Below are 13,166 nucleotides of genomic sequence, written 5' to 3' on the forward strand. Positions count from 1 at the left end.
TTCATGCAGCACGCGCAGTCCCAGCAGCCCTCGCCGCATCTGCGGTATTACGGCGGCCCTTTCGGCCGGGTGTCGCTGCTCGCCTCGGACGTCGAGTTCGCCGATCACGCGCGCGATTGCGAGCAGGCGCTGGTCAACGTCGATGCGCAGCCGCTGTACGTGCGCATCGACGAAGGGCTGCACCGCCTCGATGCGTTCGAGGCCATCCTCATCCGCCCGCGCCAGACCTACGCCATTCCGCGCGAGGGGCGGCCCGCGCCGGACGGCACGCCGGGCTCCATCCTGATCAAGGCATCGGACGCGCTGGTCGATGCCGCCGGGCTGGCGTCGGCCCGCTTCCGTCCCGGCGCGAAGCACAACGCCGTCGTGCCGCTGGGCCGCCGGCTGCGCGACGAAGCCCGACAGCTGCTGTCCGAGCTGACCGCGGCCCAGCCCGGGCCGGGCGGGCTGGAAGAGGGCATACGCAGCCTGTTCGGGCCCATCGCCGCCGCCGCGCTGGACGATGCGCCGGGCGCCGTGCTGGCGGCGCCCTGGATGGCCGCCGACCAGGTGGAGCGCGCGCTGGCGGAAAAAGCCAATACCCTGCTGTTCGGCGAGATGAACGCGTTCCGCGAGGTGCGCGAGATCGCGCGGTCGTACGAGATCTCGGAGCGGCATTTCTTCACGCTGTTCCGCCGCGCGACGGGCTTGCCGCCACGCGCGTTCTACAACATGCGCCGGCTGGAGATGGCGTTCGCGCTGCTGCTCGATGACTCGCGCACCGTCACCGACGTCGGCTACGAGCTGGGCTTCAGCGCGCCGCCGCATTTCACGCGCTTCCTGCGCGCCAACACGGGCTGGACGCCCTCGGCCTACCGCCGCGTGATCGGCCAGGCGCCCGCGCCGCTGCGCCCCACGCTGCGGGACACCGTGCTGTTCGTGCAGAACGAGACGGCCGGGATGCGCCGGCTGCCGTGAGCGGGCCATTTGCCTTCGCCATTCATTCCCGGCCGGGATAAGTTTATGAAAACCATTCGCTTGTGACGCGCGGCGCGCTGCGCATAGGATGCTCCCCATCAAAACAGAACGACGATGAGGAGACATGCGATGAAGAGATTTGCCGTCTTGCTGATGGCGTCGGCCGCGCTGGCCCATGCCGCTTTCGCCCAGGATGGCGACGCCTATCCCAGCCGCCCGGTGAAGCTCGTGGTGCCGTTCGGCGCGGGCAGCGCGTCGGACACGGCGGCGCGCATCGTCGCCGAAGCGGTGCGCGACAAGCTGGGCACCATCGTGGTGGACAACCGTCCCGGCGCCAGCGGCATCATCGGCTCGGCCTACGTGGCCAAGGCCGCGCCTGACGGCTATACGCTGCTGCTGACCAGCAGCGCGACCCATTCCGGCATCGGCGCGCTGTTCCGCCATCCCGGCTACGACCCGATCAAGGACTTCGTCCACATCACCCGCATCGCCACCATCCCGATGGTGCTGGTGACCCGGCCGGACGCGCCTTACAAGAGCGCGAAGGAGCTCTCCGCGCACGCCCGCAAGGACCATCTGCGCTACGGCTATGGCAGCGGTTCGGCGCAGATCGCCGCGGCCACCTTCAGCATGGTGGCGGACGCACCCGCCGACGGCATTCCGTACAAGAGCCAGCCGCCCGCGGTCACCGACCTGATGGGCAGCCAGATCGACTACATGCTGGCGGATACCTCGGTGGTGACGAGTTTCCTCAAGGGCGGCAAGCTCAAAGGGCTTGCCATTTCCAGCCCGCGGCGCTCGCCCGACCTGCCCGATATCCCCACCATGGCGGAAGCCGGCTACAAGGACTTCGACCTGGTGGTCTGGGTCGGGCTGGCGGCGCCGGCGGGCACGCCGGCGAGCGTGACCGAGCGCTGGAACAAGGAAGTCGGCGCGGCCTTGTCCGACCCGCAGGTGAAGGAGAAGCTGGCCCGCCTGGGCATGGTGGCCAGCCCCAGCGGCATCCGCGAGCACGGCGCGTTCGCGCTGGCGCAGCGCGATATCTGGATGACGCGCGCGGCCAAGGCGGGAGTCGAGCAGCAATGACGCAGCCGTTCAGCCAACCGGCGCCGCTGGCAGGGGTGCGCGTCCTGGACCTGACCTCGGTCATCATGGGGCCGGTATGCACCCAGGTCCTCGCCGACTATGGCGCCGAGGTGGTCAAGGTGGAGCCGCCCGAGGGCGACGTGATGCGCCACGCGGGGGCCAAGCGCGCGCCGGGCATGGGCGCCATGTTCCTGCACGCCAACCAGGGCAAGCGCTCGCTGGTGCTCGACCTCAAGCAGGCGGCGGACCAGGACGCGCTGCGCCGCATGCTGCCGGACTTCGACGTCTTCATCCACAACGTGCGGCCGCAGGCAATGCGCCGGCTGGGCCTGGACGAAGCCGCCGTGCGCCGCATCCATGCGGGCGTCATCCACGTCGAACTGAGCGGCTATGGAGCGGACGGTCCTTACGCGGGCCGCGCCGCGTACGACGACATCATCCAGGCGCAGACCGGCCTGGCCGAGCTGTTCGCGCGCCAGTCGGGCGGCGCGCCGACGTACGTGCCGACCCTGATCGCCGACCGCGTCACCGGGCTGACCGCGGCGCACGCCACGCTGGCCGCGCTCTACCGCCGCCGCCAGACCGGCCAGGGCGAATCCGTGAAGATCTCGATGTTCGAGACCATGGCCGCCTTCGTGCTGGGCGACCACCTCGGCGGCGCGAGCTTCCGGCCGCAGGCCGGCCCGATGGGCTACAGCCGGCTGCTGACGCCGCACCGGCGCCCCTACCGGACGCTGGACGGCCATATCGCCGTGGTGGTCTACAACGACAAGCACTGGCGCGCGTTCTTCGCGGCCATCGGCGACCTCGCCGCGTTCGACGCCGACGCGCGCTTCCAGAGCGCCGCCGCGCGCGCCGAGAACTACGACGCCATCTACGGCTACCTGGCCGAGGTGCTCGCCACCCGCACCAGCGCGGCCTGGCTGGCGCTGCTGGCGCAGGCCGACATCCCGTGCTGCCCGGTCAACCGCGTCGAAGACCTGCTGAACGAACCGCACCTGCGCGCCGTCGGCTTCTTCGAGGAAGACGGCGCGGAACGCCGCATCGCCGCGCGTTTCCGCTCGCCCGCGGCGCCCGCCGGGCGCGGCGCGCCGGCGCCGGCGCTGGGCGCGCAGGCCGACGCGGAAGCCACGGCCGAAGTCACCGCGCAGGCCGCATCGCCCCGCAACGGCCACACCGGCCACTGAACTCAACCATCGTCCGGAACCTCCTCATGCAGACTCTTCACCATGCCACGCTCGCCATGTCCGGGCAGGGCGTCGCCACGATCCAGATCGCCAACGGCACGTCGCTCAATATCCTCGACTCCGACACCATCGTCGAACTGACCCGCGTGCTGCGCACGCTGGCCCGGGACCCGCAGGTCCGCGCGCTGGTGATGCGCGGCAGCGGCGACAAGGCCTTCATCGGCGGCGCCAACATCAAGGAACTGGCCCGGCTCGATCCGGATACCGCGGTGGCCTTCATCACGCGCCTGCACGACCTGTGCGAGGCGGTGCGCGACTTTCCCGTGCCGACCTTCGCCCGCCTGGCCGGCTGGTGCATGGGCGGCGGCATGGAGCTGGCGGCGGCGTGCGACATCCGCGTGGCCTCGACGGCGGCACACTTTTCCATGCCCGAGGTGCGCATCGGCATTCCCTCGGTGATCCATGCCAACCTGCTGCCCCGCCTGATCGGCGAAGGCAATACGCGCTGGCTGCTGCTGTCCGGCGCCGCCATCGACGCGGCCAGGGCGCATGCGTGGGGCTTCGTCAACGAGCTCGCCGGGCCCGACGCGCTCGACGCCGCCATCGCGCACGCGGTGGGCGAAATCCTCGAATGCGGCCCGGCCGCCGTGCGCGCGCAGAAGGCGCTGCTGCGCGGCTGGGAGAACCCGGCGATCGAGCGGGGCCTGAAGGACAGCATCGCCATGTTCGGCGCGGTCTATGCGGGCGCCGAGCCGGACCAGTACATGCAGCGCTTCCTCGACCGCAAGCGCCCGGCGTGAGCCCGCGCGGGGATCTCTTGTAAGATCGGGGCGCCGGCCGGCGCCCCTGGCGGCGGTCCGGCACGGGGTGCCATCCGGCGCTTCTCGCACACGGCCGCGCCAACATGAATCTGACGATCCGGGAATTCCGCGTTTTTCGCGTGGTGTATGAGCTGCGCAGCTTCAGCGCCGCGTCCGAAGCGGTGCACATGACGCAGTCCGCGGTCAGCAAGCTCTGCCAGGAAATGGAGGCCAAGGTCGGGCACCGTCTGTTCGAGCGCTCGACGCGCAAGGTGGAGCCCACCATGCTGGCCGACCACCTCTACGGCTATGCGTGCGAGATCCTCGGCACCATGGACGCGGCCGAGCGCAGCCTGAACGGCCTCCTGAGCCTGGAGGAGGGCGAGGTGCGCGTGGCCGCCTCGCCGATGATGACGCAGGGCCTGCTGACCGGCCCCGTCAGCCGCTTCCATGCGGCGCATCCCGGCGTGCGCATCGGGCTGCACGAACTCTCCACCGACGAGACCATCGACTACGTGGTCAACGGCAAGGCGGACTTCGGCCTTGTTTCTATCGAACAGACGCACCCCAAGCTCGCCATCGAGCGGCTCTACGACGAGTCCATGTACGCCATTTGCGCCAGGGACCACGCGCTGGCGAAGAAATCGCGCGTCTCCTGGGACAAGCTCAGCGGCTATCCGCACGTTTCCATGCATCCGTCCTTCAGCGTGCGCCGCACCGTCGACCGCGTATATGCGCAGAAAGGGCTGGCCTACGTGTCGGTGATCGAGGTGGGCACCGTGCTTTCGGTGCTGGGGATGGTGAAGGCCGGCGTCGGCGTGGCGGTGCTGCCCAGCTATGTGATGAACTTCGTGGCGGACATCGGGCTTGCCTCGGTCTTGCTGCCCGCGGCCGACTACAGCCATCCGATCTCGCTGATCCGGCGCTGGAACGCGCGCCCGTCGACGGCGGCCGAGGCGCTGATCGCGCTGCTGAAAGAAGCGATCGCGCCGGCATAGGCGGCGGCCGTCCGGCCTGGCCCCGGCGCAAGCGCGCGGGACGTGGCTGCCGGTCATTTGATTTGCCGGATATCCATCCAGGTGGCGCATTTTCCCGGGCGAAGATGATAAATGCCGGGCGGCGGTAGCGGGCAGCGGCCTGTCTTTCCTGCCGGCGGGAATTCGATCCGCCTGGTCCCGGCATGCTAATAAGAGAGAAAAGAGAGAGTTTCCCCGTGGAAAATAAGCCTGCTTATTTTGTCGAAATGTGCCGCGTGGGCCGCATGCTTCCTTGCGGCCCTTTTGGGGCGCGGATTTACGCAGCAAAGGCTTAATTCCCGGCTTCATCGCCGGTTTTCTTGCCCGCTGTCAGTAAATCGTCATGAGGCGTACTTGAAAAAGAAATATTCGGGACGATCAGGGCCGCGGATAACGATTATCTTGCGGCAGGGTGAGAATCCCGCTTTAGGTTTTATGGCCGGTGACGTAAACCGTGGCACGTAAATTCAAATCGTCACCGACATGTTTAATAATCTCTCCATCCGCTTTCGCCTGAACGCGGTCTTGTTGCTGCTCGCCGTGCTGCTGTCGGCGATCGGGCTGACCGGCGTGGTCGGCATGCGCAAGTCCGAGGCCGATATCCGGCAGATCTACGAGAACCAGCTGGCATCCACCTCGTTGCTGGCCAAGGCCCACCTGAACTCGGCCGTGGTGCGCACGACGCTCGACCGGGCGGTGCTGCATCCCGAGGCCGCCGACGTGCCCGCCATCGTCGAGCGGGCCTTGTCCTACCGCGCCAGGTCGGAGGATGCCTGGAAACGCTACCGGGCCTTGCCGATGAGCGGCGACGAGGAGCGGCTGATGCGCGAAGTCGAGGCCCGGCGCGCCACGTTCTTCCGCGACGGCGTCGATCCGCTGGTCGCTGCGCTGCGCGCCGGCGATGGCGCCGCCGCCGACAAGGCGGTCATGAGCGTGATTCCGCCGCTGTTCGTGGCGCTGACGGCCGCCGTGGAAGCGCTCGACAAGAACCAGGGCGAGCAGGCCCGGGCCACTTATGAAGGCGCGCTGGCACGGTCGCGGCAGTTCCTGTGGCTGGTGGCCGTGGCCATCGGTGCCGGCATCCTGACGGCGCTGGCCTGCGCCTTCGGGCTGCACCGGGCGATATCGGTGCCGCTGGCGCGCATGCTGGGGCATTTCGGCGAGATCGCGCGCGGCAACCTGACCGAGGCGGTCGTGGCCACCAGCCGCGACGAGATCGGCGCGCTCGCGCGCGGCCTGCAGGACATGCAGCGCGGCCTCGTCAAGGCCATCCAGACCATGCGCGACGGCAGCGAGACCATTGCCGGCGCGACCCAGGAGATCGCGGCCGGCAATCTCGACCTGTCGCAGCGCACCGAGGAACAGGCCGGCGCCCTGGAGGAAACCGCGTCGAGCATGGAGCAACTGACCGCCATCGTGAAGCAGAACGCCGACAACGCACGGCAGGGCAACGCGCTGGCAGCGCAGGCGTCCGACGTCGCCGGCCGCGGCGGCGAGGCGGTGCGGCTGGTGGTGCGGACCATGGGCGAGATCGACGCCGCCTCGAAGAAGATCGCCGACATCACCGGCGTGATCGAAGGCATCGCCTTCCAGACCAACATCCTCGCGCTCAACGCGGCTGTCGAAGCGGCGCGCGCCGGCGAAGAAGGGCGCGGATTCGCCGTGGTGGCGGGCGAGGTCCGCACGCTCTCCCAGCGCACCACGACCGCGGCCAAGGAGATCGCGCAACTGATCGGCGACACCGTGGGCCGCGTGGAGAACGGCGCCCGGCAGGCGGACCAGGCCGGCGCCACCATGGACGAAGTGCTTGCCGCCGTGCGCGGCGTGACCACTCTCATGGGCGAGATCAGCTCGGCCTCGGACGAGCAGAGTTCCGGCATCGAACAGATCGGCCAGGCCGTCACGCAGATGGACCAGGTCACGCAGCAGAACGCAGCGCTGGTCGAGCAGGCGACGGCGGCGGCCCAGGCGCTGGAAGAGCAGGCGCGCGTGCTGAGGCAGTCGGTGGCGTCGTTCCGGCTGCCTGCGGTCTCCGGCGAGCCTTCGTTGCGGGCCTGAGGGAGGCGGACTTCCCGCGCGGGCCGCATGGGCCGGTTGCCCCGGCCGCGCATGCCTGCCGCGCCTCCCGGCCAGGGGCGCCCGGCCTGGTCGGCAGGGCTTGCGGGCTGGCATCAGCGCGCTCCCTGGATGCCGGCGCCGGCCCGCCTGGCGGCGACGAAATACAGCAGCGCGCTGGCTGCCGCGGCCGTGGTGCCGACAATGGCCAGGGCGATGGCCAGCCCGGCTTTCGGCTGGCCCAGCCATTCGTTGATGGCACCTACCGCGAACGGTCCCAGTCCACCGCTGATGGCATTGGTCAGGAACACCAGCAGGGCCACCGCGCGGCCACGCATGCGGTTGGGGATGGCGATCTGCAGCGGCACCGGCGCCAGCGCCATGACGATGCTGGCGGCATAGGCACACAGGCCGTACAGCGCCAGCGACAGTGGCAGCGCCGGCGCGAGCGGCGCCGCGCAGGCGGCCGGCACCAGCAAGGCGGCTGCGCCGCAGGCGATGCGCAGCACCTTGCGCAGCGCATCGCGGTCGTTCACCTTGCCCACGAACAGGCTCGCGCTGATGACGCCCGCCATGCCGCCGATCATGTAGACCGGGCCGGTCAGCTTGCCGACCTCGCTGGCGGCCAGGCCGAACCGGCGGATCAGCAGGGTCGGGAACCACGCGGCGTGGGAATAGAACAGCAGGATGAGCGCGACATAGCCGAAGAAATAGGGCAGGCAGAAGCGGTTGCGCACGAACAGCTCGCGCAGGACTTCGCCGATGGGGGGCGCCGTTTCGCCGGCGCCCTGCGCGGCCGGCAGCCCGCGCCGCGCCGGCTCGCGGATCGTTGCCAGGACCAGCGCGGCGAGCGCCAGGCCAGGCAGTCCGACCAGGAAGAAGACCACTTGCCAGGGCTGCAAGCCTTGCCTGGCCAGCCAGCCGGCCATCACGGGCTGGTCCATCCAGCCCAGCAGCGCGCCGCCGCCGAGCAGGGCGACGCCGCCGCCGATATAGGGGCCCAGCATGAACACGCTGCTGGCACGCGTTACCTTGCGCGGGGGAAACATGTCGCTGAAGATGGACAGGGCCGCCGGGCTGAGCGCGGCCTCGGCGATGGCCGTGCCGGCGCGCCACACCAGCAGTTCGCCAAAGCTGCCGGCGGTGCCGCACATGGCCGTGGAGATGGCCCAGATGGCCACGCAGGCGGCGCTCAGGCGCACGCGGTTGGAACGGTCGACCAGCCGGGCCACGAACACGCCGGCGGTGGCGTAGCAGAGCGTGAACGTCGCGCCTTGCAGGAGCCCGATCTGGGTGTCGCTGAGCAGCAGGGATGCCTTGAGCGGCTGTACCAGGATGCTGACGACCTGGCGGTCGATATAGGAGAAGGCGAAGCAGACGAAGAACATGAATACGATGTATCCATGCGAGAACGCGGGGCCGGTGTCTTCGATCGCCGGCGTTTCGGCGCGGGGCGTGCCCGCTTGCGGGGCAGGCGCGGCTTCGGGGGCGGAGTGCATGACGGTTTCCTCGGATAGGCGGAGGGCGGGCCGGCGCGCTTCAGGCAAGGCGCGCCAGTCCCGGCGGGGCTGTCGTGTCGTAGCGGGATGCCGCAGCGGAAGCTACAGCGTGGCGGGGGAGGCCAGCAGGGCGATGCAGTCGCCAGGCGCGACGCCGGCGAAGCTGCGCGCGCAGACCACCATGCCGGCGGCGCCGAAATGCAGCTCGCGCGGGCGCTCCCACGGGGCGTGGGGATCGAACAGCCGTCCGGCCAGTTCGCCGGCCGCCACCTGCTGCCCAAGCGTGAAGCAAGGTTCGAATACGCCGTGGCGCGGCGCGAACAGGTAGTGCCGGGTACCTTCCACGGCGATGAAGCGCGTGTCGTGGCGCGGCGGCGGCGGGCTGTCGCCGCGCGTCAGTCCGGTGGCATGGAGCACGCGGCGCAGCCCTTGCTCGACGATGGCCAGGCCTTCCACGTTGCAGCTGCCGAAGCCGCCGAATTCGCCGCACAGGAACAAGGTGCCGTGGCGCTCGGCCGCCGCGCCGTAGGTCCGGTCTTCGCCGAGCAGGTCCATGATCATGGTGTGGGGCGCCGCGAACGCATCGACCAGCTTCAGGTACTCGGCGCGCCGCGCGGGGTCGGACGGCAGCGCGGCCAGCAGCGTGGGCATGTGGTTGAACGACGCGCCGCCGGCGTGCAGGTCGAGCACCACGTCGGCGCGCGGAAAGAGCTCGCTGTCCACGTAGTGCGCGATCATTGCCGTGACCGAGCCGTTGCGGTCGCCGGGGAACATCCGGTTGAGGTTGCCGCGGTCGATCGGCGAGGTGCGCGAGCCGTTCAGGAACGCCGGAAAGTTAAGCGCCGGGATCACGATCAGGCGGCCCTGGATCTGCATCGTGGGCATGCGCTGCAGCAGCTTCATCAGCGCCAGCGGGCCTTCGTATTCGTCGCCGTGGTTGCCTCCGGTCAGCAGCACCGTCGGCCCCGCGCCCTGCTTGAGCACCGCGACCGGCGCGGGGATGTGGCCATAGGCGGAACGGTCATGCGAGTACGGAATGCGCAGCACGCCGGTCTGGAAACCCTCGCGCTCGTAGTCGATCTCCGTGGAGATCAGTGTTTTCCTGGTAGGGGTTAGGTCGGTCGGATTGGTCGGGTCGTTCTGTCGGCCTGGCATGCCTTGTCTCCGGTGAGAGGGTCGCGCGCGGCCGGCTGGCGTGTGGGGGGAGGCCGCGTCTGCATGTCATATTGATGACCGCGGCGGTCGACGACAAATGCCGTTTTTTGGCGGAGGCGATGCCTTGCAGGCATCAGCCGGGCGCGGCGCCGGCCAGCCGCATCGCTTCGACGGTCTGGATGAAGCGCGCAAGGGCTGGCTCGGGCGCGTCGGTCCTGCACGCGAACACAAGCGGCATGGGAATGGAGAGATCCGTGAACGAGGCGAAGCGGCACAGGGCGGGCGGGCGGCCGAGATTGGCCGAGTTGACGATGGCCGCGCCGACGCCGGCGCAGACCAGTGAAAGCATGGCGGCCTCGGTCGAGACTTCCTGCACGACGTTGAGCGTGATCCCGCACGCCTGGCAGGCGCCGATCAGCCGGTCGTAGTAGAGCGGATACGTCGCGCGGGGGAAGGTGACGAACGGCCAGTCCGCGATCTGGCGCAACGCCACGCGGGGCGGCTCCTGCCGGGCGAGGGCGGTTGCGTGAGCTGGCAGGGGCCAGGCGAACGGCGCGGCCAGCATCACGTCGTTCGTCGTCAGCGGCAGCGTGCAGAGCGGTTCGGCAAGCGGCCCGTACTGGTAGACGAAGCCGCCGTCGAGCGTGCCCGCGCGGATCTCGTCGAGTTGCTGGGGTGTGTTCATCGGCACCAGTTCGATGCGCACGTCGGGCACCTCTTCCTGGAAGCGCCGAAAGACGTTCGGCACGATGCCGTCCCATCCGCTGTTTTCGACAAAGCCCAGGCGCAGGTAGCCTTGCACGCCTGCCGATATGCGCTGGGCGCCGCGCGCGGCCACGTCGAGCTGGTTGAGCGCCGCGCGCGCATCGCGCAGATAGGCCTGGCCGGCGGCGGTCAGCTTGAGGCCGCGCGGCGTGCGCTCGAACAGCGCGAAGCCGAGCTCTTCCTCCAGGTCGTGGATCTGGCGCGAGATGGCGGGCTGGGTGACGTGGACATGTTCCGCCGCCACGCGAATGCTCTCATGCTCGGCCACGGCGATGAAATAGCGCAAATGTCGTAGTTCCACGAAGTCACCCGCTGTCGATCTGGTCTGGTTGGTCTGGTTGGTCTGGTGGTGGCCGGTGGGCCACGGCAAACATGCCACAAAGCACGGGCGGCGAAAAGGCGGACGGGTCGCGCGCCGGAATACGCGGCCCGGCCCGCATGCCGCCGCGCGGGCGCTGCGCTCAGCGCCGCCCGCCGGCGGCCGCCTGCTCGAGACGCGGCACGAGGAAGTCGATGAACGCGCGCAGCTTCGGCGGCTGCATGCGCCCGCGCGGAAACACGGCGTGCAGGTCTGGGCAACGCCCGAGCCAGCCCGGCAGCACGGGTACCACCAGGCCTTGTCCGGCATGCCGCGCCATGATCAGGTCGGTTGCCATCATCAGGCCCGCGCCATCGAACAGCGGGACCTTCAGCGCTTCCGGATCATCGGCCTCGATCACGGGGCGGATCGGGTAGTCGACCGGTTTTTCGGCCGCGTCCGCGCGGCGCATCGGCCAGGCATGGCCGCCGGCGCGCCGGGCCACGCGCGTGGACAGCGCCGCGTGGTCGCGCAGCGCGTCGGGATGGGCCGGTGCGCCATGCCGCGCGAGATAGGCAGGGCTGGCGTAGACGCGGTTCGGAAAGGTCGCGAGGCGCCGCGCGGCCATCGATGAATCCGGCAGGTCCCCCATGCGCAAGGCAAGGTCGATTTCCTCGCCGACGAGGTCGAGCGTGCGGTGGCTGAGCACCAGGTCGATGTGCACGCTGGGGTATTCGGCGCGGAATTCCGCCAGCAGGGGGCCGAGCAGGCTGACCGCCAGCGAATAAGACGCCGTGATGCGCAGCGTGCCGCGCGGCGCGCCATGCAACTGGCCTACCGCGGCATCGGCGTTCGCCAGCATGGCGGGAATGGCGCGGCAGGATTCGTAGTAGAGCGTGCCGGCCTCCGTGAGGCCGAGGCGGCGCGTGGTCCGGTGCAGGAGCTGGGCGCTCAGCCGCTGCTCAAGCTCGCGCAGCTTGCGGCTGACCGTGGTCTTGGGCAGGTTCAGCGCGTTCGCGGCGGCGGTGAAGCTGCCCGCTTCCACGACCTTGAGAAAGACCAGGGTGTCGTTCATGTCGGGCGGCATGGCGGTCTCGGTGTGCGCAAGGCGAGGCGGGGCGGGACGATGGGGACGGGACGATGCGGACGGCGATTATGCCATGGGTAGCACAATCATTGTCGAGAAAGACGCCTTATCGCGCCTCGCCGCCGAGGCTATCGTTTCATTTATCGCTGATCTAGCACCAATATCAGCCCTGGCGGCACTGACGAAAAGGCCGCCGCCCAACCCCGAATGAGACCAGCCATGCATATTCCCCGCTTCCTGCTCCTTGCCACCGCTTCCCTGTCCGTCCTCGCCGCCGGTCCCGGCCACGCGGGCGCGGCCAGTTCGCCGGACAAAGCGGACAGCACCCGCTGGGTGGCACGCCAGGCTCCCGGCTTCTACCGCTTTGCGCTCGGGGCGTTTCGCGTCACCGTGCTGTCCGACGGCACCGCGCCGCGCGACGTGTCGGCCATCATGAGCAAGCCGCAAGCGGTGCGCGAGGCGTTCGCGGCCAGCCACCAGGCCTTGCCGGTAGAGATTTCCGTCAACTGCTTCCTGATCGATACCGGCCAGCGGCGCATTCTCGTCGACACCGGCGCGGGCGAACTGTTCGGGCCGCTGACGGGCCGCCTCGCCGAGAATCTCCGCGCGGCCGGCTATGACCTCGGCGATATCGACGACATCCTGCTCACCCACATCCACGGCGACCACTCCGGCGGCCTCAGCATCGGCGGACAGCGGGTATTTCCGAATGCCGTGGTCCATGTGGACCAGCGCGATCCGGCCCTGTGGCTCAGCGCGGAAGCCGAAGCCCGGGCCCCCGCGGCGGCCCGCACGACCTTCCGCCAGTCCCACCAGACCGTGGACCCCTATGTGGCGGCGGGCCGGCTGCGCACGTTCGATGGCGCCACTCAGTTGTTTCCGGGGATACGCTCGGTGCCGTTGTACGGCCATACGCCCGGCATGAACGGCTATTTCATCGAAAGCCAGGGTCAACGGCTGCTGCTCTGGGGCGACATCATCCACGCCAGCGAAGCGCAGTTCCGGGATCCCGGCATCACCATCGACTACGACGTCGACCGCGCCGGCGCCGCCGCGACGCGGCACCGCATCCTTGCCGACGCCGCCCGGGAGGGCTTCATGGTCGGCGGGGCCCACCTGTCGTTCCCGGGAATAGGCCATGTGCGGGCGGAGCAGAGCGGCTTCAGCTGGGTGCCGGCGCCTTACAGCGTGGCGCTCAGGGAGTAGCAGGTACGGATTGTCGGCCGTGGGGATGATGAAAAGTCTGGAAACGAGCACATCG

11 protein-coding genes are annotated in these 13,166 nt (G+C 69.5%); 7 read left to right on the forward strand and 4 right to left on the reverse strand.

The window, feature by feature from the left end; genetic code table 11:
• Positions 1 to 3: 3 nt before the first annotated feature.
• The 6 genes from ACKI2N_RS26125 (at position 4) to ACKI2N_RS26150 (ending at position 7,104) form a co-directional block, all read left to right on the forward strand.
• Positions 4 to 957 (forward strand): helix-turn-helix transcriptional regulator, encoded by a 954-nt coding sequence (locus tag ACKI2N_RS26125; RefSeq protein WP_420991713.1) that lies wholly within the window; start codon positions 4 to 6, stop codon positions 955 to 957.
• A 129-nt stretch (positions 958 to 1,086) separates the two neighbouring features.
• Positions 1,087 to 2,043, forward strand: a complete 957-nt coding sequence (locus ACKI2N_RS26130; protein WP_420991714.1) for a Bug family tripartite tricarboxylate transporter substrate binding protein — start codon at positions 1,087 to 1,089, stop codon at positions 2,041 to 2,043.
• Entirely contained in the window at positions 2,040 to 3,230 is a 1,191-nt protein-coding gene (locus ACKI2N_RS26135) for a CaiB/BaiF CoA transferase family protein (protein WP_420991715.1), read from the forward strand. The genes ACKI2N_RS26130 and ACKI2N_RS26135 overlap by 4 nt, the downstream gene beginning before the upstream one ends.
• Before the next feature lie 26 nt (positions 3,231 to 3,256).
• The gene (locus tag ACKI2N_RS26140) at positions 3,257 to 4,030 is read left to right on the forward strand and encodes an enoyl-CoA hydratase (protein WP_420991716.1); all 774 of its coding nucleotides are present in this window, start codon (positions 3,257 to 3,259) and stop codon (positions 4,028 to 4,030) included.
• 104 nt (positions 4,031 to 4,134) lie between these two features.
• Positions 4,135 to 5,028, forward strand: coding sequence for a LysR family transcriptional regulator (locus ACKI2N_RS26145; RefSeq protein WP_420991717.1), 894 nt, complete (start codon positions 4,135 to 4,137; stop codon positions 5,026 to 5,028).
• Between the two features lie 501 nt (positions 5,029 to 5,529).
• Positions 5,530 to 7,104 carry a methyl-accepting chemotaxis protein gene (locus ACKI2N_RS26150; RefSeq protein WP_420991718.1) on the forward strand — a complete coding sequence of 525 codons (1,575 nt, stop codon included), beginning with the start codon at positions 5,530 to 5,532 and terminating at the stop codon, positions 7,102 to 7,104.
• A gap of 113 nt (positions 7,105 to 7,217) precedes the next feature.
• On the opposite strand, the gene ACKI2N_RS26155 is transcribed toward ACKI2N_RS26150, so the two are convergent.
• The 4 genes from ACKI2N_RS26155 to ACKI2N_RS26170 form a co-directional block, all read right to left on the reverse strand.
• Positions 7,218 to 8,600 (reverse strand): MFS transporter, encoded by a 1,383-nt coding sequence (locus tag ACKI2N_RS26155; protein WP_420991719.1) that lies wholly within the window; start codon positions 8,598 to 8,600, stop codon positions 7,218 to 7,220.
• A 102-nt stretch (positions 8,601 to 8,702) separates the two neighbouring features.
• Entirely contained in the window at positions 8,703 to 9,755 is a 1,053-nt protein-coding gene (locus ACKI2N_RS26160) for a succinylglutamate desuccinylase/aspartoacylase family protein (protein ID WP_420991720.1), read from the reverse strand.
• Between the two features lie 133 nt (positions 9,756 to 9,888).
• Positions 9,889 to 10,821: a LysR family transcriptional regulator gene (locus tag ACKI2N_RS26165; protein ID WP_420991721.1), complete on the reverse strand. Its 933-nt coding sequence runs from the start codon at positions 10,819 to 10,821 to the stop codon at positions 9,889 to 9,891.
• Between the two features lie 160 nt (positions 10,822 to 10,981).
• Positions 10,982 to 11,905: a LysR substrate-binding domain-containing protein gene (locus ACKI2N_RS26170; RefSeq protein WP_420991722.1), complete on the reverse strand. Its 924-nt coding sequence runs from the start codon at positions 11,903 to 11,905 to the stop codon at positions 10,982 to 10,984.
• A gap of 219 nt (positions 11,906 to 12,124) precedes the next feature.
• Between ACKI2N_RS26170 and ACKI2N_RS26175 the strand changes: the two genes are divergently transcribed.
• Complete coding sequence (locus ACKI2N_RS26175; protein ID WP_420991724.1) at positions 12,125 to 13,111, forward strand: MBL fold metallo-hydrolase; 987 nt, start codon at positions 12,125 to 12,127, stop codon at positions 13,109 to 13,111.
• Positions 13,112 to 13,166 lie beyond the last annotated feature (55 nt).

It is taken from the genome of Cupriavidus sp. 30B13, from assembly GCF_049059565.2.
GTDB lineage: Bacteria > Pseudomonadota > Gammaproteobacteria > Burkholderiales > Burkholderiaceae > Cupriavidus.